Source organism: Halobellus inordinatus, from assembly GCF_024464655.1.
GTDB lineage: Archaea > Halobacteriota > Halobacteria > Halobacteriales > Haloferacaceae > Haloquadratum > Haloquadratum inordinatus.
The window spans coordinates 26,120-48,282 of the sequence record NZ_JANHAV010000013.1 but is presented as its reverse complement, the minus strand read 5'-3'; the positions used below and the strand labels follow the sequence as shown (position 1 = coordinate 48,282).

Below are 22,163 nucleotides of genomic sequence, written 5' to 3'. Positions count from 1 at the left end.
GTAGAATCGGCCGACGCCGGGGACTTCGTCCCCGGCTTTCTCGGTGATCGTATCGTCGAGGATGATGTAGCCATCCTGTGACCAGCGCGTTTCACCGTGTTTCTGAAGCTCTTCGAGGCATTCGTGGTTGAACTCCTGTTCGTCCCAGTCGTACTGGGTGAGGAACTTGTTGAGGGCGCGTTTCCCCTGAGCTGGAAGGACTTCGCGTGCGATACCCGCCACGGTCTTGTTGCTGGCCGCAACAAGACGGGTGGCGTAGGTTTTCGCGTGATGACGTTGTGCTGGTGACAGCGACTCGAACTCGTCGAACACGCGCGTACACGACAAGAAGTCCGTAATCGGCATCATCCGTCCTTGCCACCGCCTACGTCACGCTCCTACTTCAACGTGCAAAGCTGAGTAGTATAGACAGGGGGTACCCCGTTGGAACCGCGGTTTTGAATCGATGGCCCACAGCAGGTGAGAGTTTATCCTCGACCCCGAAAGGGATCGAGGTCGCTGAAGAGGACACTCTAGAAATATGACTTACCCAATATACACTTGAGACGTCGGTCCTTCCGACGGCACTCATCGAATACGACCAGTGGATCTGCTGGCGCGAACAGGAGCGCGACGGAAAGCCGACGAAAGTTCCCATCACGCCCGGCCGGGGCGAGTTCGCCTCCGCAACGGATGCGCAAACGTGGACATCCTTCGAGGACGCGCTTGCAGGCGCCGAGTCAAGAGACGCTGATGGAATTGGCTTCGTCTTCACTGAGGATGATCCCTTCGTCGGCGTGGATCTGGATGACTGTCGCGATCGGGACACTGGCGCCGTCGCGGAGACAGCAGCAGATATCACCGACCGGCTTGACTCCTACACAGAACGCTCGCCGTCGGGAACCGGATTTCACGTGCTCATACGGGGTGAACTCCCTGATGGGCGAAACCGGAAAGGGACAATCGAGATGTACGATACCGCGCGATTCTTCACGGTGACCGGCGAGCACGTCACCGAAACACCATCGAGGATCGCGACGCGACAGGATGCGCTCGACGCACTCCATCGTGAGTACGTCCAAGAAGACCCCGTTGAGCAAACACACAAAACTGGAGGTGATGCCCCTGCCCGCGAGTCAGCGCAAGACAGTGCGCTCGATGATCAGGAACTCCTCGAGAAGGCGAAAAATGCGAGAAACGGGGAGAAATTCGAGCGGCTCTGGAATGGGAATACGCTGGGCTATGAGAGCCACTCCGAGGCGGATATGGCGCTCTGTGCTCTGCTTGCCTTCTGGACCGGCGGCGATGCCAAACAAATGGATCATCTCTTCCGGCAGTCAGGGCTGATGCGCGAGAAATGGGACGACGTCCACTACGCTGAGGGCTCGACCTACGGCGAGAAGACCATCGAACGGGCGATTGCCGGCACCTCGGAGTTCTATGAACCCGCTGCCGCACAGAGCCAAGAGACGGAAGATGACGTCCAAGGCCATAACGGTGCCAGTGCACCATCGAGAGGACAGCGAGCGCAGCCGTACCTGAGCGAGAAGAATCAACTCCTCAAAGAGCGCGTCACTGAACTCGAGGGGCTGCTTGCGCAGAAGAACGACCGCATCAACACGTTGGAATCGACAGTTCGTGAGCTTCAGGAAACGCTTGCTGAGCGTGAATCCGGAGAGCAGCGCAGTGATCAGGGAGACATCGGCGACGCCGGCGACGCTGCCAGCGGCGACGTCGAAGAGAGCGAATCAGCCACACAAACGGTGTGGACGCGAACAAAGCGCTTTTTCGCGGATGACGAGTGACGCGCTGCACGAAATCTGAGGCGTACCTCAACGAACTCGATCTGATCGACACTGGTGCAAACACCCCCGAAACCAAGTTCAGCCAGCTGCAGCGGCCGCTGCAGCCGGCCAAGGGCGAGCTAACTGCCTCGCAAACGGCGAGTGCATTGTCAACTCTGATGGGACCTCGGAAGCCGACGAAGAGCCCGAATGGGCACTCGTCGAGTTGACCCAGCGAGCATCGAGGGGATATGACCTACAAAGCACCGTCCGACAACGCTGATTAGGACGATGAACTGCAAGATCTCCTCGGCTCTGCGACCGCTATCGAGAACGGTGCGGAATCGCACTCGATGACCGCCTCGTTGTGCAGGTCCCGACAACTGGCCTCTACGAACGTGGTGGGGAGCGAAGCGAACACAGTTCATCCCCATCGACGAAAACGGCGAGATATTCCGGAAACGGCACTACGACGAGCGACTTGGATGGCACGAGTCAACAGTCAGTCGGCGGGCTGTTCGTGAGGATCTCATCACTCGGCTCACCCGGTCGTCGTCACAGGCAACTGATCGCAGTCACGACGTGCCGGTCGACAACCCAGATACGTTCAGCGTCAAACCTGCGCGAAAGCTCCGGATGCACTGACCTGCGTGGGTTAACCAACAACTCCCTGAGTCACGACTTGTTATTAGTTAACATCGTGCACCTTTTGAAGCCAATCAGGCGGCACCCTGTACGCTACTCTAATCAGGAAACTATTCCCCGATGTAAGAACTATATCCTTCGACCTGCAATTCCGAGTATGTCCGAAACAGACGCCGCCGATGGTCCGCCCCCCTTCGAGGACGCGTTCAGCAGCGACGACGTCGAACAGCGCGTCTACGGCACCATCTTACAGACCCGCAAGCCGACGACGGCGAGCGCGATCGCCGACAGCGCCGACTGTGACCCCAAGACCGCCCGGAAGTACCTTGGCTGGTTCGACGATTTGGGAATCGTCACCCGGCACGATGGCCATCCAGCCACCTACGAACGGAATGACGCGTATTTTGAGTGGCGACGCATCAACCAGCTCGCGGCCGACCATTCCGTCGAGGACCTGCAGGATCGCGTTCGTGAGCTGACGACGCGCATCACCGAGTACGAGGCGACGTACGACGCCGCGTCACCGGCCGCAGTCGACGCCGTCGACGCCGCGGAGGCCAGCGACGAGCGGACCATCGACGACGTGTACAGCGACCTCGCCGACTGGGCGACCGCCCGTGAGGAGCGTGGCCGTTACGAACGCGCGCGCCAGCAACTCGCGGGTGGCGAGCGCGAACAGGCGTCTGGGTAGCCTGCTCGATGGTGCCACCGACAGGCGATGGCGGGAGCCCTGCCCCCATCGATCGTCCAATCCTCGAGTTCCTCCAGACGCGGCTCCAAGCGACGAGGCAGGTCTCCCGAGCGACCGTCACGGACGCCAGCGGCCATCTGGAACTCCACGTCGTCTTTGCGCCGTCGTACTACCCAAAAGCTGTCGACGAGGCGCAGTTAACGGTCCGTTGGTACACGAACGACGACTTCAAACTTCATTATCGAGAGCAGCACGCGGACAACGCCTGGGAGTGCCGGTGGGACCGGCACCCGAATCCGCACAACACGCGGGACCATTTCCATCCCCCGCCCACTGCCCCGAGGCCCGGTGAGGATGCATCGTGGCCAGACGACCATCGTGACGTCGTTGCGCTCGTCCTCGAGGAGATCAAAGACCGAATCACGGCCCTCTGGAGCGAGTAAGGGCTACGGTCTCACGTGGGCTGTTTGTCGGCGTCCCCAGAACGCGGAGCGTTCTGGTGTGCGAACGAGACGCGAGGCGTCTCGTTAACGCCAGAAGGCGTGCAGCGCGCGACAGCGTGCGCGGCGTGACTCACTATGGTTACTCCCGATCCGCACGACGACACGAGTGCTGACTACGAACAGTTCGAGAAAGAGTTGCTCGCCCAAGACCACGACGCCGCCAGGATCGACACGGCGGACATCGACGACACGATGGCCCGCAGCGTGGTCGGCGATCTCGTCGACGGGGACGTCGTCACACCCGTTCCCGAGGACAGCGTCCTCGTTCACGAGCCGAGCGGCGCCGCGTTCGATTCAGCCACGCAGTTGGCTGTCTTCCACCGTGGTTGGACGGCCGCCAGCGACGCCGGCGAGGAGGACGAGTGATGCAGCAAACGCTCGTTGGTTGTGCCTTCTGCGACGCCCCGCCTGGCACCGAGACTGGCGAGGCGCACACCTGGGGCCAAGACGAGCGGGTCACCCACCCGATCTGCGTCGACTGCGCTATCCAGACGCGGTCGGATCCCGGCGAGCGCGATCACCACGCCTGTGACGGCTGTGGCCTCGTCGTCGACACGATCGCGGCGCTGACGCGGTTCCGAGTGGAAGTTGGCCATCTCGAAGGCCCGTTGCAGCTCTGCGAGCGGTGTAGCCCCGGTGGGCTCGCGACGTACTGGACGCGCGACCTCGAGAAACATCTCGTCTCGACACCAGCGGAGTAACCCCCTCCCACATTTCTGGGCATGGAAACACTTATCCACGGTAGCAAACATGCCAAACAACTATGCTCCAACAGTCCCAACACTAGTCTATGTCGAGCGGCACCATCGATATCGACGAGTTCGAGAACGCTGACGCCGACGAATTCGAGGAACGGAATGATACCGAGCGGATCGTGCTGTTCCTCGACAAGAATAACGACAGGGCGTGGAAGGCGGCAACGATCGCCGAGCACCTCGGGCTGGAGAGAGACGCCGTCAGTGCGATTCTCTCGCGATTGAAGGAGCGCGGTCTCGTGCGGCACAAGCGCCCGTACTGGGCGATCACGGACGACGAGGAACTGCTCCAATCTGCCTACCGGCTACACCGACACTACGAGACTGCAGACGAACAATACAGTGAGGAGCGTCTTGAGGAACTCCAGACCGACGAGATGGAAAAAGTACAGTGACTGCGTTCGAGGACTTGGAACGTGGCGACATCGTCTGGGCGAGTGACCCACTCTCGGATAAAGGTCGCCCGATGCTCATTCTGGGAGCGCCTCAACTCCCGAACCACGGTACCCAACTCATCACGATCCTGCTCTCCACGAAGACCTACCACGAGGAGGCACTCCCACTCCGAGACGACGACTACGAGGGCGACCCACTCGGAGAACGAAGTCACGTCCTCCCGTGGTCGCTCGCGACCCTCAACAGTGCTGCGGACGTAGAGCACTATCTGACCTCTCTCGTCGACGAACGAACTGAGGATGTGGCGAGCCAGTTGATCGACTACATATCGTCTTGAGGTGACTGCTCGTTGCGGAACGTCCATTCGTCGACGGAAACAAACAAACAGCGCTCCGAACGGTGGTCGTTTTCTATATGATGGACGGGTACACGTTCGAGTACAGTGATGAAATTCGGGCCCTTTTGTACCGCTTCGCAACTGACGAAGCCGCAGTCGACACAGAGACTGCAGTCATCTAGTTCCGGGCCTGTGCTCGTCACAACTGATAAAGGGACACACAGAGTATGCGCAATAGAACAATGGCGTCCAGCACCGATTCCTCGACGGCGGTCGACGACGAGGTCCGCCAGCTCTACGAGCGGTATCAGGCGGCCGAGAGCGACGCCGAACGTCGCGGGATCACCCTCGAAATGGGGGAGCTTGATGGACGCCGCCACGCGGAGATCTATGCAGCACTTGAAGACGAGTAATTCGTCACGCTTACTCAGTGCTTCCGTGGCTATCGACGGAGCAGCCAGTATACGTCAATGAGCTTGGAGTGGAGGACTACGATGCTGAATTCACATGAATTTGAAGGCGATCAACGCCAGAATATCGAGCAACGCCGTGTGATGATTAAACAGTGGGCCCAGTACGTTCGGACGCACGATGATAGTGAGTGGTCACGTCAGCAGAATCGGCTCATCGACTCGCAGCTCCAGTCGGCAAACGAGATGGATGCGGCTAGCGACACCGATCCGGTTCGGTTCGCGGCCGCTCGCAGTCGGGTGCGTGGCCGATGACCGACGAGGACGCGGGCATCCAGGAGATCGCGGCCGCTTACTACGATGACGAAATAACCATCGACCAGCTCACAGAGCTCGTCGGCGCCGAAACGGCGGCGAGCCTCCGGGTGTTGAAACAGCAGTTGGACGAGGACTTCATTAACGAAGTGACTGACGCGTGACCTCTTACAGCGTCGCACCCGTTGATCCCCCTTGTTGACCCTGCTCAGAATTTCGCTGGTGGCACCGTACCAAGAGTATAGCGGCTGAGTCGCTGTGTGTGTCAAGTCCGGTTGAACCGTGTTTCTCTACGGTCCGCTCCGCTCGCCGCGGCCACCCTTTCGCGTCGCTCGCACCTAGTCCGGATAGATTGACCGCAACACTCTTTACTGATTCCCTGTAAACTGTAAACGCCCAATTGCTCATGTCACGCACGTCAAACCGAACCAACGGCGACGTTATCCGCGACTTCCTCTCGGTCGCGGACCTCCTTGAGGAGCCACAGCTCGCCAAACTGTACGCGTATCTCGCCCGAGAGGAGGAAGCAACCGTCCAGGAACTCATGAACGAGCTCGACCTCGCGCAGGGCACGGCCTACACCTATGTGAACCGGCTGGTCGACGCCGGCGTCATCGAGGCGACCACCGACGAGCAACCCCGGGTGTACGTCGCCCGCGACATCAATCTGACCGTCACAGCAGCTGATGGCGCTCGCGAGTACACAATCACGCCCGTGCTCATCGACGCCATCGCCCGTCGCACGACCGACGACGACATCGATACCTACATCGACCGCCACGGCATCGCCGGACTCGCAACGGCACTCACCTACACCGTCGACCGGGAACGTGGCGAGGTCACCCACCGGCTAATGGCCCGTGATCTCGACATCTCGCCGCTCGCCGCCGAAATCATCCTGCAGGCGCTCCGCCCCGTCGTCCACGAGCACTTCGATATCGAGGAGGCAGGCGCGTCGGTCGCGGATATCGAGGGTGTCGACCGGGACATCGCCGGCGACGACGCGTGAGCGCCATCTATATCGCTGATACCGGTCTGTTCGTCGCGATGGGGCAACCGTCGAACCGTCGGTATCAGGTCGTCCGGACGTTTGCACGCCGGAACGACATGACGTTCGTCCTCCCGGAACGTGTCTACGACGAACTGACCGTCAACGCACCCGACGTCGAAACACCGCCAATCGACACGGCAATCGACGAAGGGTGGGCCCGAGTCGCAGCCCCGTTGGAATACACGAACGCACTAGTTTCCCGGACGATGGACGGCGTGCAGCGATACATCGCGAACGCTGATGACCGCCCTGCCGACGAGATCGAACGTGCGGATCCAGCGCTGGCAGGGGTCGCCGCTCAAGCGTTCGTCGACGAGACCGCTGACCACGCTTACATCTACACGACAGATACCCTCGCTGGAGAAGGGGCTGAGAATGTCTTCGCCAGTGAGGGCTACGGAGATTCAGTCACGTACGTGAACGGCTTCCGCTTCGTGGAAGATCTTCTCGAGTAGGCCGCTCCTCGTTGGGTCCGCACACCGATCACTGCGGAACAAAATTCGATATCGGCCCGCCAGCGATGGCCGTTACCGTCTCGAAAGCCCTCGGCCGCTCGGCATCCCCCGACCCACACTGCGCTCCTCGTGCCTGTGGTGCTTGCGGGGTCGGGGGACGACCGAGACGCCCTCGCCCTTTCTGAGTCCACCAGGATGTCATCTGTGTGACTGAGCGTCGAGCCCGGTTGAACAGGTTCTTTGTTACGGCCCGCCCCGCTCGCCGCTTCCGCCCTCCGCGTCGCTCGCGACCGACCATTCCGGGCGTGCGGGCGCTCTCCGCACCGCGAGCGCCCGTTCCGGGCTAAATTGAATCTGGTCTCGACGCCAGCATTAAGCGCGTTTTCGGTTGCGCCCCTCGCGGGCCGGACACGAGAAACGGCTTAAAGCTGGCCGCTCGCTCCGGGCGGGTCGCTGGAAGACTCACTCCGTTCGTCTTCCAAGCCCTGCCTCGCTGCGCTCGGCAGGACGGCGCGCGGTTCTGGTTGAGTGACCTTCCTTTGGCGCTCTCGCTCGCGCCCCAGGGGGCGCTCACGAAGGCGCGAGCGAGAGCGCGTAGATGGTTCTGTCGGGCGTTGTCGTCGAAGAACCGCGATGTTGGAGCATCGCGGTGTCGGGAGCTGAGCGCCTTCGGATCAGTGAGATCCAATGTCAAGTAACAACGCAGCCAGTAATGTAGTTTCGGTCGATGAACAGGCATTCGAAAACGCGGACGAAGCGGCAGTCGACGAAGACGGCTTCGAGGTCGTCGATGAGACGCCGGAGTTCCAGGCGACGGTGCAGATGGAGGTGCAAGCAAAGGTCGATGCAAACCACCCGGACGGGATGGTCGACACCAGTGACGAGCGGATTTACGGTGCGACCCTCGAACAGGAAGAGCGCATTCGGGCGCGGGAAGCCGAGCTGGAGCGCATCAGTGCCCAGGCAGAGCTGGGGACGCAAGACGGTCGGGAGAAACGGACGCGAGACATCGCGGCGAAGCGGAGCGCTGAGCGACGAGCAGAGTTCCAGAAGCGGGCGGCAAGCGTAAACCCGATGGCGGACCCAGAGCGAGACGATCCTCGTGCAGAACTCACGCAGGAGCAGTTGGCGGCGGTGAACACGCAGTCGATGCGGCTGGCGAAGAAGCTGGATGGCTGGTCGCGAGCAGCGATTGGTCGGCGGTTAGGTGAAGCCGTGGTCGGTGGGAAAGACATGATGAGTGCGGTCGTCGGGGTGTTCGAGGAGTTGCAGACGGCGCCGGGACAGGTAGTTCCCATCGGGAAGCTCGAGGACGTCAATCGCAAAGAGGTGAGCATCGAAGGGTGTGTTGAGGAACTCTGGGATGCGACGTCGCCAGCGATTGCACAAGTCGGCCTGATAGCAGACGAAAGCGGGAAAACGAAGGTGACGATCTGGGAGAAGTCGAATGCCCCCTGGATCGAAGAAGGTGAGCGGCGAGAAATTGGTACGAAGGACGCGTCTCACTGGCCGTCACTGGGTGGAGCACCGTTATGTTCCCAGAGCGCGGACGGTGGTGGGAATAGCCGGTTGTCGTACCCTCCTTTTTTGTCACGTGCCGGACCGACCCAAGCCCCACCGCCCCACCCTCCGCTCCGTGCTCGCTCCTAGAGGTCGCTGCGCGCGCAGCCACAACCTCGAGTACTGGTCTAAACAGTTATCCTAGAAATCAGTGTGCGATTTGACAGGTTTTATCCAGCCTTGGAGGGGTGCGGCGCACACCAGTCGCCGTGTCCCATAATGCCCAAAACACTACTCGATAGTCTCGAACCAACGACTCGTGTACTCAAACGTGCCCAGTACGAAGCCTTCGAATTTTCGCTTCTCGATGGCGACGTTTGCGTTCGCAACAATAGTCATCAAAATCCTTCGGAGCACGAATACCGCGTCACTGTCGTCGACGGTGTTCCAGCAGCTTGTGAGTGTCCCGCTGACGCAGCATACGGTGGTCCGTGTAAGCACCGGGTCGCTGTCGCCATCCGACCTCGAATCCTTGATATTGCAACGAAGATGCGGGCTGTCGCCTATGGCGGCGTTGTAACCGATGGTGATCGACTGGCAGGCCAATCCAGCGACACAGACACAACACAGTGCGATAATGAGGGCCTAGCCGCCGACTTTCCCTGCTCGGAGTGTGTATGCGCTGATCGCCGAAGCTTCCCCAAGTAGCTCGGTACACATCCACACACCGCCACGTCTGCGGTTGTTTATTGTCCCCTGAGAGGTGTGCGAGGTGCGTGTAGAGTGCCTCGCTGTCCAAGATGGTAACAAAGAATGTCTACGAAACCGGCTTCGACGAAGACGTATCGAACGACAATACGCCGTGTCCCAAATGCAGCGGCCAAGTGAGAACGAACAGCGTTGAAACAAGCTGTGAGGACTGCGGACTCGTTATTCACGAACAACGAATCGACCACGGTCCTGAATGGAGAACTCACGATCAGGACCAGCGAAAGCGGACGGGCGCTCCACTGACTGCGGCACGTCACGACCGAGGGTTGTCGACCGAGATCGGTCGCTGGAAAGATGCAAACGGGAACGAACTCTCCGGACGAAAGCGTCAGCGGCTATACCGAATGCGGCGTGAACAGACTCGTGGTCGGTTCCAGTCGAAAGCCGACCGAAATCTCGCACACGGGCTGGGCAAAGTCAGCCGGTTAGCGAGCGTCCTCGAGATCTCCGATTCGGTCCGTGACCAAGCGTGCCAGCCCTTCCGGAGTGCCCAGAACGAGGACCTGCTTCGTGGCAGATCTATCGAAGCCATCGCCGCGGCCAGCGTGTACGGCGCCTGCCGGTGCAACGGCCGCTCGCAGTTGGTGGACGACGTCAGCGAGATGGCCCGCGTCGCTGAGTCACGGGTTACGAACGCGTACAAAACGCTGAACGAAGAGCTGGGACTCTTGGCCACACCTGTGACCCCGACGATATACATTCTGCGGCTCGCATCCGACCTCGACTGTCCGGAGCGGATCCGACGCCGGGCGCGAGCACTTGCCGAAGCGGCTGAGGACGCGGGGGTGACGACAGCTTCCATCCCGCTGGCTTCGCTGCAGCCTGCCTCTACAAGTCCGGACAGGAGTCGGGTCGCTGGCTGACCCAGACTGATATCGCCAAGGTGTCTAACACGTCGACGGCGATCGTCAGGATCCACCGCAACACGCTCGAAGTACAAATCGTCTGAATCAGGATTCGACCGATCAGGGATGTCCGGATCAGCCGTGAAATCGGTACAGCGACGTGACGTATGGCAGTCGGTTGAGCATCCAGATTGTGACTGGGAGTCCCACGACCGTGAGTGCGAGGAACGACGCCACGTTCGCCCACAGCAGGCTGAGCCACCAGCCGACGAAGACGAAGTAAATCGCCCGGACGGCGAGCGAGCGTTGCCCTCGCGTCGAGTCGGGTTCCGACAGGGACCGCGGCTCCGCGAGAGTGAGCACCGTTGGCACGAGGTTGATCAGTTTGATCCCGATCGGGAGCAGGACGACCGTGACGTTCAGCAGCCACGCAGTGTTGACGACGATCGGTGTCACCCACCAGCCGACGAACACGAACCATAGCGCACGAACCAGAACGGATCGTTGTGTCATTACGATCGATAGATGCTCGGGACGGTAATCTGTATCGCCGAGTCCGGGGATGTTACGCCAACCATTATGCGGGCGTTTACGATATTTGCCATCCAGCGGCCCCTGACAACGCTCCCGTACGGATGCACCAAAACATAATTTTTTGTAGGGAACTATTTGTTTCTGAATGGCGTAGCTCCAGTATGACCGAGACGTGGGACGACGTCAACAAGCAGGTCAAAGCGGACTGGAGAGACGACACCACGCCGTTTGAGCGAGTGTACGAAATCGTCGAACAGACCCACGACGGGCAGTCAGCCGCCGAGATCGCCGACCGCGCCCTCGTGAGCGAGCCGACGGCGACGTAGCCCCGGTCCGGAACGGGAATGAGATCGATTGCGAGTGAGAACGAGACTGGAAATCCGATACCGAGCCCAAGCGACGCCAAGATTATCTATGCACCGAAGGCGGGAACGGTCCGAACCATCGGGGCAACGAGCGTGAGTGCGAACTGGAGGCAGACCACGCCGAGCAGGAGTCGGAGTTTCGTGCGGAGGTCCGTGCTCCACCCGCGGCGGTCCATCGTCATACCGGTCGCGATGGCGACGGCGAGCGTCACGAGCGCGAGCGCCGCCATCCACATCGAGACGGCCGTCTCGGACAGCCCAACGAGGCGTGTCCCGAGGTCGATGAGTCCGAGCTGGACGAACGTGATGTTGTAGTAGTAACCGGCGACCATCAGCGCGACGAAGAGGCCGTAGCCGGCTACTGTCGTCCACCGTTGTTCTCGGATGTATGCTCTCAGCTCCATTCCGATGTTCTTGATATGTTGTGAGACTGCACCTCTGATAAATTGGGGCCACCGTGATAGGTGGAGGGGCGGGATTCACTACAGTCAGGGTAGCGCGACTTGTACGAGCGAGAGTGCTACCAAGGGGACGTGGAAGGCGGCGTGGGCCACCATCGCCGCTTCGAGGCTCCGTTGCCAGTACAGCCACCCAAAGAGGACGCCTGCGATCGCGTTCAGAAGAATTGTCCGGGCGACGAGTGCTGGGGTTAGGCCGACGGACTGTGCGAGCGCCGGGAGATGGCCGATCCCGAACAGCACTGCAGAGATGACGATCGCGACCCACATGACTCCCGATCCGGGGCCGTCCGACCGACGGCCGGTGAGCACCCAGCCGATGAATGTGAGCGCCGACATGAGTCCGTAGCGGAGCAGTAGCTCCTCCGTGATGCCACCATAGAGGAACCTGACCGGTGCATACGCGAGGACGTTCACCACAGTCGCGTCGGTCGCCTCGATCGCTGACTGGGGCAGGTTCTGAGCGATGAACGGTGCCAGCGCGACATCGAGAAGTAGAATCAGTAGTCCCCCGATAACGCCGAGGCCGACGGCAAGTCGAATCTCGGGCCGGAGGCGTCGCCAGACGTCGTCGCCTGTCCTTGCCCAGTCAATAAGGTACGATGGCAGCTCTACTCGCGGAGCCGTGTACGTACCGATTAGACACGCGACGGCGAGCAGAAGAAGTGAGTTGACCCCGGCAGACACAGCGAAGAGTGGAAGCGATAGACCGGCCGGGATGGCCGTCGTCGGCGTCGTGAGATAAATGTACCCACTGAGGGCGACGATTCCAGGCGTACCGGCTAGCAGCGTCACGCCGAACGGCTTTGCGAAGGAGGAGGAGGCATGCTCGGTTGGAGACATACGATGCTGAATCTCAGTGCAACGAAAAAAGTGGTTTCACTGTCGTCGCTCACGCGCCAGTGTTGTGGATTCTCACCGAGATGGACCGTCGTATCGCCCCATTCCGGCGTGGAGATGGCCATCGATCTGGGCCCATCCCTGCCGGCCGTCCACGTAGATTGCAGGGGAGGTACCCGCTTCGAACGTGTTGAAGCTTTGCCTTGTCACGTCGGAGCAGAATTAACCGTCATCCCCCGAGTTTTTCTCACGCGGTAATCACTCGCTCTGTGGTCGGCGTTGGATCGGTCTGTTCTCTGGTCAGTCTGTTTGTGTACCACCTCCGGTGGGAGGATGGGTTATAGAAGCACTAGAAGGGATGGCTCGGATGAAACGGGCCACAAGGGTGAGACCAGCGAGACTCAGGAGAGCGAACGATACGATCTGAGGAAGCGGGACGGATTGGCCGTTCTGGAGCATGAATACAATCATGGCGAGGACTGCGAGGCCGAGGGTGGTACCCTTCACCAGGAGGACGCCGGTAAAGACGTATCCCCACGCTCGTCGCTTCCAGAGAAAAGCCGCCGAGAGGGCGAACGACGGGACGACGACGCCGAGATCAAGTGACTGGATAACGGGAACCGGGAGCGTCGTTTCGGCTATGCTTGGGGGTCTGGTTCCGGTGAGGCTCGCCGGACCGACCTCGGCGAGCCACATCAGTGCCACGAGGCCGGCGACGAGAAGCTGGAACGCGACGTAGCCACGAACCGGGTGATCGTCGAATGCCTCTTCCAAGTCTGTCGGATCGATGCGAGCGATCCCGCCGATGAGCGTGAACAATGTCAGTCCGAACAGCGCGACGTAGACAAGATAAAGCTCGTTGAACGCTGTGAGTAATGCATACGAAGCGTACGTATAGAGAAGGTAGCCGGTGACACCGAGCCAAACGACATAGCCCCGTAGTGACCCCTGGTGCGCGTAATAGAGGGCGCCGGCAAGTGTAGGGACGGCGATGCCGAGCGTCAGCAGGTCCTGTCCGTACAACTGTGGGAGGAGAACCTCGGCGTCTCGGTAGAACTCGGGAACGAATAGGCCAACGCTAGTCCCCATAATCGCGAGCAGGAGGGTAAGCGTCGACGCAGCAAGATAGGGCCGAGTGAGGCGTCGGGGCGGTTTCGAGGCCGTCATACCGCTGGATCCTCGGTGGTATCCGAGGCAACGCCGAGACGGCCTTCGACGAACGCGGCGATATCCGCTGCGAAGGCGTCGACAGCGTCCCAGTCGGTGAACTCGATATCACCCTTCGGTTTCCGGTCCTCGGCGAGTAGGTCTTTAGCGATTTGCTTCATCATCAGGCGTTTGAGAAACCCGTACTCGGAGAACCGAAGCGCGCCGCCAAATTGCCCGATTCGATCCGGATGCCATCCGGTTTCCGTGACGAACGATTCGACGTATCCCGCAGCCTCTTCGCGCTTCTCCTCGTTTGCCGAGGACAGCGACACCTGGAAGAACGCAGTCGGTATCCCCGATAGGGCGCCCCGGTTCTCGGTGACGAAGTCACGGACCTCGTCCTGATGTTTGCCGACGTGGATCGACGCGCCCACGACGACAGCATCGTACTCTTCCAGTGTGAACGGGTCCGGTCGGTCATGCACGTCTATCGCGCTCACCTCGTGGCCGCGCTCGCTGACTGTGGTCGCGATCCGCTCTGCGATCTTCGCCGTTTGGCCTTCGCCCGTCCCGTAGAGTATCAGAAAGGAACTCACGTGTTCTCACACCTCTGCACACTCCTTCGCTGCGGCACTCAATAAATTCTAGTCGGCCCCGAACTTCCAGCCCAGTCACGGCGCGACGGAGGTGTTGGTTCGAACTGGAGCAACTGCGAACTCGTAATATAGTAGCGTTTGCAACTGATTACACAGCCAATCGCACGACTGCGTGCGATTCGGTGAGTGAAGACTTGCAAACGCTACTATAGGAGTCCATTGTTGGTGGGTGTGCTCACCCAAGGTCTTCTGACTCGGTCTCCGGTGGGAGGCCGGCGTCTTGGGGAGTTGGTGGGTCGCGGTTCGCGAGGCGGTCAGCGCCGTAGACGAAGACCAGCAAGATCGCGATCAGCACGAGTGGAACGGCGCCGGTGACTTCGGCGAGCAGGTTCAACCAGGGATCTGGCACACCGTTCGGAATGAGCGCTTCCGGATCGGCGGGATGGAAGATTCCCATCGCATTGACGCCCGCATGGAATACCGCGACGGCGAGGACGCTCCCCCCGGTGCTGTTGTACATCCACGTCCAGAGAATCGAGCCTGCAAGGATGGAGACCATCCAGAGGAGTTGCTGGGAGAGCGGCCAGCCGCCGTGGGTGGTCGTGGCGTTCAGGAACAGCGGGAGGTGCCAGGCGGCCCACGTGACGCCCACGATCGCACTCGACACCAGCGCGCTGTAGGAGTTCTGGAGTATGGGCAGCATGAAGCCACGCCAGCCGAGATCCTCCTGGCCGCCACCCCAGACGGTCCCCCACGTCATCGCGAACAGGTAGATGAACGGTGACTCGAACTCGGTAAGGTCGATCGGGCCACCGGCTAGGACGAACAGCAGGACACCAAGTGAGAGGATGATGAACGGGAGTCCAATCGCGAGCGCCCACCATTTCACACCGATTCGCCATTTGAACATCTGTCCGACCCAGGTTCGGAGGCTCCCACCGGAGGCCCAGATGACGACTGCGGCACCAATTGGTGGACCGAACCCGCCGAATCCGATCAGGATCGAGTGCGTCCAGGAGGCTTCTATGCCCGAATACGCGAGCGCGCCCTGGATCGTCCAAGTGAAAGCGTACGCGATTACAACGAAACTCAGGAGGCGGTGCTGATCGATCCACGTGCTGATACTAGACACACCAACTTTTGTGGCCACATCGTAGTTAACGGTACTCCCGGCCGCCGTGTTCCCGGCACTAGACTCTTCTCAACTCGTCTCAAATCCATTCGTATGCCCGACACTGTTCTCGTCGCCTTCGACGGCTCGCCGCTTGCCGAGCGTGCGCTCACCTACGCTCTTGAGAACTTCCCGGACGCGACCATCACCACACTGTACGTCATCAATCCGGTCGACTCGGTAATCGACGTGGAGGCTGGTGGCTTGCCAGTCGCTGAGGATTGGTATGACAACGCCCAAGAACGCGCCACCAACATTCATACGGCGGCTACGAAGCTCGCGGCAGAGCACGGGATTGACCTCCAGACTGTCACAGAAGTCGGTCGGCCGGCGCGTACGATCCTCGAATATGCCAGCGATCACGGGATCGACCAGATCGTTCTGGGTAGCCACGGACGGTCAGGGATCGACCGGACGCTCCTCGGAAGTGTCGCCGAAACAGTTACCCGCCGGGCACAGATCCCGGTGACGATCATTGGATGATCTCTTCTATTAATGGGCTGCCACCCAAGAGCGTTCTGAGGGTGCTGTGGGTCGATCTATGTAGTCCGACGAATGCTTGCTGGAGTATCTAAAACGTGAAATCAACACAAACCATAGGTACCGAGAACGTGGCCGTTACTGAATCTCCGTCTCTCTCGACGTGTTCTGTTCGAATTGAACGGCGGGGTGGTCGTGGTGAAGCGGGAGCGCGGGCACTCGAACGACACCTGCAGCGTCTCTCCGGCGTCCACGACGTCGACGTCTCGTTTCGAACGGGGAGCGCGCGGATCACCTACGACGGGAGCGTCACCTCGGAAGAAACGATTCGAGACGCAGTCCGCGACCGTAACGTCTCGATCCAGGACGACACCGATACGGCAGCGGATGACGTGAGTACCCGCTCGGAACTCAGGCGGGAGGCAGTGTTCGTCGGCCTGACGCTGCTCGGGATGGTGACCGGTCTCGTGACCGGGTACCTCGAGGGACCACAACTGCTCAGGTGGGCCGGCTACGCCGTCGCATACGTCTTCGGCGGCTGGTACGGGCTCAAGGGGGCCATCGAGACGCTGCGCCACCGTGCAGTCGACATCGACCTCCTGATGATCGTCGCCGCGCTCGGCGCGCTCTCGATCGGCGCACCGTTCGAGGGCGCGATGCTGTTGTTCCTGTTCTCGCTGTCGAACACGCTCCAGCACTACGCGATCGGCCGTTCACGCCGAGCGATCAAGTCCCTCGTCGAGATGCGACCGGACGAAGCCCAGGTGCTACGCGACGGCGAGGAAATCACCGTTCCCATCGACGACGTCGCCGTCGGTGACGTGTTCGTCGTTCGTCCCGGCGACAGAATCCCGCTCGACGGCGTCGTCACGTCCGGCGAGGGGACGGTCGATCAGGCGTCGCTCACCGGCGAGTCAGTGCCCGTGCCGAAGGAACCCGAGGACGAGGTGTTCGGTGGAACGATCAACGAGAGTGGTAGCCTCGAAATCGAAGTCACGCGGCAGGCCCACGAATCGGCGATCAGTCGCCTCATCCATATGGTCGAACGCGCCCAAAGTGAGAAGGCCCCGACACAGCGGCTCATCGACCGCCTCGAACAACCGTACGTCATCGGCGTGTTCGCCCTCACGATAGCGGCTATCGGTATCCCACTCGCACTCGGGAGTGAGTTCACCAGTACGTTCTACCGCGCGATGACCCTGATGGTCGCCGCGTCGCCGTGTGCGGTCATCATCTCCACGCCGGCGGCGGTGTTGTCGGCGATCGCCTCCGGCGGCAGGCAGGGCGTCCTGTTCAAGGGCGGCGAACACGTCGAGGCGGCAGCGAATATCGACGCGGTCGCGTTCGACAAGACCGGTACGCTCACGCGAGGTGAGACACAGCTGACGGACGTGTTCGTCCGTGACGGCCTCGCGGACGAGTCACTGACGCCGGACGAACTGCTCTCGCTCGCGGCCGCCGTACAGGCCCGCTCGGAGCATCACTTGGCTCGTGCGACCGTCTCGGAAGCCGAAGACCGCGCTCTCGACGTTCCCGACGCGCGACGGTTTCAGTCGGAGGCCGGGAAAGGCGTTCGCGCCGATGTCGACGACAGAACCATCCACATCGGGAATCGGAGTTACGTCGAGACGGTTCTCGAAGACGCTGCGATCGAGGGGCTCGAACCTGGTCTCGATCGGCTTCGGACCCTGGAGGCGGAGGGGAAGACCAGCGTTCTCGTCGCCCGCGAGCACGCCGGCAACGCCACGGTACTGGGATGGCTTGCGTTCACCGACACGGTCCGCCCCGGGGCTGCAGAAATGATCGAGGACCTCCGGTCGCTCGGGGTGGAGCACATCGTTATGTTGACCGGCGACAACGAACGCGTCGCCCAGCAGATCGCCGACGAAGTCGGTATCGACGAGGTGCAGGCGGAACTGCTGCCGGAAGAGAAAGTGGCGACCATCGAAGAGCTGGTCAAGCGATACGAGAACGTGGCGATGGTGGGTGACGGAGTGAACGACGCACCGGCACTGGCGACGGCGACTCTCGGGATCGCCATGGGTGGCGCCGGGACCGACGTTGCCCTAGAGACGGCTGACGTCGTGTTGATGGGCGACGACATCGGGAAGATTCCCTACGTGCTCGGACTCGGTCGCCGGACGCGCCGGACGCTGACAGTCAACCTCGCAATCGCCTTTGGTGCGATTGCGCTGATGGTTGGCACGATTCTGTTACGCGGTATCCCCTTACCGCTGGCCGTGGTCGGCCACGAGGGATCGACGGTCCTCGTGTCCCTGAACGGGCTTCGATTACTCGGCTTCCGCAAATAATCGGTCGCTGAAGGCGACGAATGGACCGATAGCGCCGATCAGCAACAACTAGTGTCGTTGGGAGTCCACTCGCACGCATTCCCGGTAGTGAGGCCGTTCTCGTCGATATATGCGGACAGACAGGCGTAGTTACAGAAATACGTGGGTGAGCCACACTCGTTCTCGCAATCGCGGACGCAGATTGGATCGTGGTCGAAGATCCTGGATTCACAGTACGCACATATCTCGTCTGTTTCGGGTGTTGAGACAGTCGTCGACATACTCGTGTTGAGGAGCTGCCCACAGAAAACGTTTCTTCGGGCTGTGATCAGTGAAGGAGTCTTGGTCACCCTCTCCTCCTCGAATTAGCAGTCTTCCCACCACTTTTTCGAACAGCGTTGAAAACAGTCACCTGTTACAAATCCTCAGGTTCCGGTTCGCGTCGTCCGTCGATATCCTTCGTACAGGGCTGGTAACCCAAGAGGAAGTGCGAGGAATCCAAACCCGAGAAGGGCATATCGGTCTCTATCTTGGTGTCGCATGACGAGGATGGTCGTGACGATGCCGAATAGCGCAATGACGTATGCGGTGTTGCTCCAGAGCACGTTGTAGGTCGAACAGTACAGCCAGCAAACGAACGTGTAGGCCGGGGCGTTCCAGGTTGGTGGATTGAGCTTCGGCCAGAAGAACCGACAGTACGTGGTCCAGCCCAGCATCGCCACGGTCGGCAACCCGACGAGCCACACCGCTGCTCCACGATTCCCGTCGCCGTATCGCCGGTATCCAGCGAGGAAGAGTGCGGGAAAGCAGAAGACCCACAGCCAGATGCCGATAGTGTAGGTCACCGGCCAGTGTTCGATTCGGGGCTGTACAATCGGTAATCGTAGAGACTCGGGCAGAGTCGCCCACGGGAACGAGGGGTCGGGAACGGGATTCGTGAGGAACGCGACCAGACAGAGTCCCGTCCCGACGAGGAGTCCGTATACTCCCAGCGTCGTGTATCGGTCGAGCCACGCTGGAAGTTCCGGACGCGTCGACTGTTGACGGTGGTCGGGGAAGCCGGTCATCGTTCAAGCTTGCCGGATGGGAATCAGGTATCTCGTTCGAGTGCTTCGCGTCGCTGTTCGTATTCCTCGTCGGTCAGCTCACCGCGGGCGTAGGCGAGTCGGAGCTCCTCGAGGGCTTGGTCTGAACTACGCTCACTTCCCGTAATCGCACGGTAGATGAGGTAGCCACCGCCGACGAGGGCAGCGAGGAACAGTAACTGCATCACGATGCCGACGATGAACATCCAGCCAGGCATCGTCCCGTCACCCCACATGTGACCGCCCCACGTCCCGCCCATCATTGGGCCGAACCCCATCATCCCGAAGCCCATGAAGAACAGCGGGAAGATGACGAACGAACCGATGATAACGAGGAGGAGCGTAACAAGTCGCGTGTCGTCTGAATTTGTCGCCATATTGTGATCCCTCCGTGAGTTTGGGTCTCAAGTGTTACTACGCACTAACTATTCAATGCGGTTGTGCCTTAGACCTTCGTGCTACTCCCACCGCTATTCTTTTGAATTCATACTTATCACGGCTCTAGCCCGAACTATCTGAAGGAAAACTGCAAAAGATGATCCGCACGATGATACATCTATGCAGGTGACGATGGTCGAGGGTATCTTCGAAGCCCTCCGAATCGGTGTCGGATTCCTCTGGACGGCGGCGTGGGCGATCATTATGGGACTCACGATCACGAGTCTGGTCCAAGTCTATGTCTCCAAGGAGCGAATGGCACAGGTGCTGGGCGACGGTGATCTGAGCGGCCTCACCAAGGCGACTGCGTTCGGCGCGGCCAGTAGTGGCTGCAGTTTCGGCGCTGTCGCCATCGGGAAGGGTCTGTTCAAGAAGGGAGCGCACGCGGTCAACTTTCTCGCGTTCATGTTTGCGTCGACGAATCTGATCGTCGAACTCGGGCTGATGATTCTGATTCTGCTCGGCTGGGAGTTCCTCCTAGCGGAACTGCTGGGCGGCCTCATCCTCATCGCCGTGATGGCGGTGACCGTCCACCTCACGCTCCCCGAGACTCTCTTTGCCGAAGTTCGAGAAACGCTCAACGAGAGCGACCGTGAGGCGGGCGTCACCGAAGACCCGACCTGCGGGATGGAAGGCAAAGACGAGTACACGATCACGACCGACGGCGGTGAGACGCTCAAATTCTGCTCGGAGGGCTGTATGGAGACCTACCGCCAGGAGACGTCGAGTCGTGGCGGGTGGCGTGACGAGTTGCTGTCGTGGGGTGGCTGGTACAAAGTCGGGAATCAGTACCGCAAGGAGTGGTCGATGATCTGGAAGGACATCGTCGCTGGCTTCCTTATTTCTGGGTTCGTCATCGTCTTCGTCTCCCAGTGGGTCTGGAACACCCTGTTCATCCAGGGCGACGGGCTTCTCGTGACCGCCGAGAACGCGATTATGGGTGTCACCATCGCCGTCCTCAGTTTCGTTGGCAGTATGGGCAACGTCCCGTTTGCGGTCGCGCTCTGGGGCGGTGGCGTCAGCTTCGCCGGGATCATCGCGTTCGTCTACGCCGATCTCATCACAATTCCCGTGCTGAACGTCTACCGGAAGTACTACGGATGGAAGATCATGCTGTACATCCTTGGCGTCTTTTTCGTGACGATGGCGTTCACCGGCTTCCTCATGGAGTTGCTGTTCGACGCGCTGGGAATCGTACCAGATCTGGCGGGCGGCGAGACGGCGACCGAGCAGACGTACTTCGAGCTCAACTACACGTTCTATCTCAACCTCATCGCGTTTGCGCTCTCCGGGTTCCTGCTGTACGTCTATCGTCGCGGCCTCGGTGCGCCCGGCCAGTACCGCGACCCCGTCTGTGGGATGCGGACTGACGACAGCGAGCCATCGGCGACGCACGACGGCGAGACGTACTACTTCTGCTCGCAGACCTGCAAGGAGACGTTCGAAAAGGACCCAGATGAATTCGCCCATCAACACCCAGAGGCGGGAGCGTCTCAGGATCATGACCACCATTGAACATCGATTGGAGATATCGAATTTGTGGGGCTGCCAGCCCCGTGATTGCGTTGGCCAATCAAAACTGGTACAGCAATGTCTCACGAACTCTCACGTATGAGCAAGTGTCTCGGAGGATCGAGGTGGAGAAGATGAATCGACGGCGAGCCGATACCGTAGCCGGTGCCTTGGTCGCTGCCGTCCTCATCGTCGGTGGTGTGCTCACTTGGCAAGCGTACCAGCAACAGCAGGCCTTCGAGCAGATGGGCTCGATGATGGGTACATCGATGGGCGCGGTTCACGGAACGAACCCACTCTTGTACGTTCTCGGGACGCTTCTTGTCTCGGCTGTCGTTGGTGGGGGCTATCTCGTGGTTCGGGACGAGCTCACTAGCACAGAGGTAGCCGATCGCTCACAGACTGAGATGGCGAATCCAACCGATTCTGAGAGTATCGAATCGCAGGAAGAGGCCGTTCAATCTGAGGGAAAGATCAATCCGGAGTCCCAGCCACAGGCTCGCGTATTGGATCTCTTGCCGGACGACGAACGCCGAATTCTCGAACCGGTCCTCTCGTCGCCCGGTATCACACAGATCGAACTCCGGGATCGCTCGAACTTCTCGAAAAGCAAGGTCAGTCAGACGGTGAGGGCCCTCGAGAAGCGCGGCTTACTGTACCGTGAGCGACAAGGGCGAACGTATCGCATCTATCCAAGCGACGACTTAGAACAGAAACAGGCGAACTAGCGGGGGGTCTCGGGAATCCGGGATCGTTCACCGTATCGCCGGGACTAAACTCGGAACGAGGATGGCCGTATGAACTTCT

General features: G+C 60.3%; 27 protein-coding genes and 5 pseudogenes. 22 read left to right on the top strand and 10 right to left on the bottom strand.

Annotated elements, in window-relative coordinates:
* On the bottom strand, nt 1-348 hold a 348-nt coding region (locus NO347_RS16770; protein WP_256290854.1), incomplete at its 3' end, for a transposase.
* Between the two features lie 221 nt (nt 349-569).
* Between NO347_RS16770 and NO347_RS17310 the strand changes: the two genes are divergently transcribed.
* From NO347_RS17310 to NO347_RS16700, 17 genes and pseudogenes are all read left to right on the top strand, one after another.
* The gene (locus NO347_RS17310) at nt 570-1,784 is read left to right on the top strand and encodes a phage NrS-1 polymerase family protein (RefSeq protein ID WP_425492408.1); all 1,215 of its coding nucleotides are present in this window, start codon (nt 570-572) and stop codon (nt 1,782-1,784) included.
* 390 nt (nt 1,785-2,174) lie between these two features.
* Nucleotides 2,175-2,408 (top strand): annotated as a pseudogene (locus NO347_RS17505) (DUF8030 family protein); the annotation flags it as partial.
* 157 nt (nt 2,409-2,565) lie between these two features.
* Complete coding sequence (locus NO347_RS16760; RefSeq protein ID WP_256290853.1) at nt 2,566-3,099, top strand: DUF7342 family protein; 534 nt, start codon at nt 2,566-2,568, stop codon at nt 3,097-3,099.
* Nucleotides 3,100-3,107: 8 nt separating this feature from the next.
* A complete protein-coding gene (locus tag NO347_RS16755) occupies nt 3,108-3,542 on the top strand; it encodes a toxin-antitoxin system TumE family protein (protein ID WP_256290852.1) in 435 nt (144 codons plus the stop codon).
* A 135-nt stretch (nt 3,543-3,677) separates the two neighbouring features.
* Nucleotides 3,678-3,968, top strand: coding sequence for a DUF8069 family protein (locus NO347_RS16750; RefSeq protein WP_256290851.1), 291 nt, complete (start codon nt 3,678-3,680; stop codon nt 3,966-3,968).
* Nucleotides 3,968-4,303, top strand: coding sequence for a DUF7558 family protein (locus NO347_RS16745; RefSeq protein WP_256290850.1), 336 nt, complete (start codon nt 3,968-3,970; stop codon nt 4,301-4,303). Before NO347_RS16750 ends, NO347_RS16745 begins: the two co-directional genes overlap by 1 nt.
* 89 nt (nt 4,304-4,392) lie before the next feature.
* Entirely contained in the window at nt 4,393-4,752 is a 360-nt protein-coding gene (locus tag NO347_RS16740; RefSeq protein WP_256290849.1) for a MarR family transcriptional regulator, read from the top strand.
* Entirely contained in the window at nt 4,749-5,090 is a 342-nt protein-coding gene (locus NO347_RS16735) for a type II toxin-antitoxin system PemK/MazF family toxin (RefSeq protein ID WP_256290848.1), read from the top strand. Before NO347_RS16740 ends, NO347_RS16735 begins: the two co-directional genes overlap by 4 nt.
* Before the next feature lie 5 nt (nt 5,091-5,095).
* Nucleotides 5,096-5,272, top strand: a pseudogene (locus tag NO347_RS17445) (type II toxin-antitoxin system death-on-curing family toxin); the annotation flags it as partial.
* Between the two features lie 60 nt (nt 5,273-5,332).
* A complete protein-coding gene (locus NO347_RS16730) occupies nt 5,333-5,503 on the top strand; it encodes a hypothetical protein (protein WP_484494538.1) in 171 nt (56 codons plus the stop codon).
* 57 nt (nt 5,504-5,560) lie between these two features.
* Entirely contained in the window at nt 5,561-5,815 is a 255-nt protein-coding gene (locus tag NO347_RS17500; protein WP_484494537.1) for a DUF8150 family protein, read from the top strand.
* Nucleotides 5,812-5,979: a hypothetical protein gene (locus NO347_RS16725; protein WP_256290846.1), complete on the top strand. Its 168-nt coding sequence runs from the start codon at nt 5,812-5,814 to the stop codon at nt 5,977-5,979. The genes NO347_RS17500 and NO347_RS16725 overlap by 4 nt, the downstream gene beginning before the upstream one ends.
* 242 nt (nt 5,980-6,221) lie before the next feature.
* A complete protein-coding gene (locus NO347_RS16720) occupies nt 6,222-6,824 on the top strand; it encodes a DUF7437 domain-containing protein (RefSeq protein ID WP_256290844.1) in 603 nt (200 codons plus the stop codon).
* On the top strand, nt 6,821-7,321 hold the full coding sequence (locus NO347_RS16715) for a PIN domain-containing protein (RefSeq protein ID WP_256290842.1): 501 nt from the start codon (nt 6,821-6,823) through the stop codon (nt 7,319-7,321). The genes NO347_RS16720 and NO347_RS16715 overlap by 4 nt, the downstream gene beginning before the upstream one ends.
* A gap of 687 nt (nt 7,322-8,008) precedes the next feature.
* Nucleotides 8,009-8,886 (top strand): annotated as a pseudogene (locus NO347_RS16710) (DNA-binding protein).
* Between the two features lie 214 nt (nt 8,887-9,100).
* The gene (locus NO347_RS16705; protein WP_256290841.1) at nt 9,101-9,529 is read left to right on the top strand and encodes an SWIM zinc finger family protein; all 429 of its coding nucleotides are present in this window, start codon (nt 9,101-9,103) and stop codon (nt 9,527-9,529) included.
* Nucleotides 9,530-9,621: 92 nt separating this feature from the next.
* Nucleotides 9,622-10,541: pseudogene (locus NO347_RS16700) on the top strand (transcription initiation factor IIB).
* Between the two features lie 31 nt (nt 10,542-10,572).
* Here the strand turns inward: NO347_RS16700 and NO347_RS16695 are convergent.
* On the bottom strand, nt 10,573-10,950 hold the full coding sequence (locus NO347_RS16695; RefSeq protein WP_256290840.1) for a YccF domain-containing protein: 378 nt from the start codon (nt 10,948-10,950) through the stop codon (nt 10,573-10,575).
* 182 nt (nt 10,951-11,132) lie between these two features.
* Between NO347_RS16695 and NO347_RS16690 the strand changes: the two are divergent.
* Nucleotides 11,133-11,291 (top strand): annotated as a pseudogene (locus tag NO347_RS16690) (DUF7342 family protein); the annotation flags it as partial.
* 92 nt (nt 11,292-11,383) lie between these two features.
* On the opposite strand, the gene NO347_RS16685 reads toward NO347_RS16690, so the two are convergent.
* The 5 genes from NO347_RS16685 to NO347_RS17305 form a co-directional block, all read right to left on the bottom strand.
* On the bottom strand, nt 11,384-11,740 hold the full coding sequence (locus NO347_RS16685) for a hypothetical protein (protein ID WP_256290838.1): 357 nt from the start codon (nt 11,738-11,740) through the stop codon (nt 11,384-11,386).
* An 84-nt stretch (nt 11,741-11,824) separates the two neighbouring features.
* Nucleotides 11,825-12,637, bottom strand: a complete 813-nt coding sequence (locus tag NO347_RS16680; RefSeq protein ID WP_256290837.1) for a CPBP family intramembrane glutamic endopeptidase — start codon at nt 12,635-12,637, stop codon at nt 11,825-11,827.
* A 297-nt stretch (nt 12,638-12,934) separates the two neighbouring features.
* Nucleotides 12,935-13,801, bottom strand: a complete 867-nt coding sequence (locus tag NO347_RS16675; protein ID WP_256290836.1) for a hypothetical protein — start codon at nt 13,799-13,801, stop codon at nt 12,935-12,937.
* Nucleotides 13,798-14,379 carry a flavodoxin domain-containing protein gene (locus tag NO347_RS16670; protein WP_256290835.1) on the bottom strand — a complete coding sequence of 194 codons (582 nt, stop codon included), beginning with the start codon at nt 14,377-14,379 and terminating at the stop codon, nt 13,798-13,800. The genes NO347_RS16675 and NO347_RS16670 overlap by 4 nt, the downstream gene beginning before the upstream one ends.
* 235 nt (nt 14,380-14,614) lie before the next feature.
* Nucleotides 14,615-15,511 carry a CPBP family intramembrane glutamic endopeptidase gene (locus NO347_RS17305; RefSeq protein ID WP_256290834.1) on the bottom strand — a complete coding sequence of 299 codons (897 nt, stop codon included), beginning with the start codon at nt 15,509-15,511 and terminating at the stop codon, nt 14,615-14,617.
* A 93-nt stretch (nt 15,512-15,604) separates the two neighbouring features.
* Between NO347_RS17305 and NO347_RS16660 the strand changes: the two genes are divergently transcribed.
* Together NO347_RS16660 and NO347_RS16655 are read left to right on the top strand one after the other, a co-directional pair.
* Nucleotides 15,605-16,033, top strand: a complete 429-nt coding sequence (locus tag NO347_RS16660) for a universal stress protein (RefSeq protein ID WP_256290833.1) — start codon at nt 15,605-15,607, stop codon at nt 16,031-16,033.
* Nucleotides 16,034-16,161: 128 nt separating this feature from the next.
* Nucleotides 16,162-18,342, top strand: a complete 2,181-nt coding sequence (locus NO347_RS16655) for a heavy metal translocating P-type ATPase (protein WP_343217989.1) — start codon at nt 16,162-16,164, stop codon at nt 18,340-18,342.
* 38 nt (nt 18,343-18,380) lie between these two features.
* Here NO347_RS16655 and NO347_RS16650 read toward each other — a convergent pair whose 3' ends face one another.
* From NO347_RS16650 to NO347_RS16640, 3 genes are all read right to left on the bottom strand, one after another.
* Nucleotides 18,381-18,602, bottom strand: a complete 222-nt coding sequence (locus NO347_RS16650; protein ID WP_256290831.1) for a hypothetical protein — start codon at nt 18,600-18,602, stop codon at nt 18,381-18,383.
* 144 nt (nt 18,603-18,746) lie between these two features.
* Nucleotides 18,747-19,388 (bottom strand): hypothetical protein, encoded by a 642-nt coding sequence (locus NO347_RS16645; protein WP_256290830.1) that lies wholly within the window; start codon nt 19,386-19,388, stop codon nt 18,747-18,749.
* Between the two features lie 23 nt (nt 19,389-19,411).
* Entirely contained in the window at nt 19,412-19,783 is a 372-nt protein-coding gene (locus tag NO347_RS16640) for an SHOCT domain-containing protein (RefSeq protein ID WP_256290829.1), read from the bottom strand.
* Between the two features lie 181 nt (nt 19,784-19,964).
* On the opposite strand from NO347_RS16640, the gene NO347_RS16635 reads away from it, so the two are divergent.
* Together NO347_RS16635 and NO347_RS16630 are read left to right on the top strand one after the other, a co-directional pair.
* Complete coding sequence (locus NO347_RS16635) at nt 19,965-21,359, top strand: permease (protein WP_256290828.1); 1,395 nt, start codon at nt 19,965-19,967, stop codon at nt 21,357-21,359.
* 131 nt (nt 21,360-21,490) lie between these two features.
* Complete coding sequence (locus tag NO347_RS16630; protein ID WP_256290826.1) at nt 21,491-22,084, top strand: helix-turn-helix transcriptional regulator; 594 nt, start codon at nt 21,491-21,493, stop codon at nt 22,082-22,084.
* Nucleotides 22,085-22,163 lie beyond the last annotated feature (79 nt).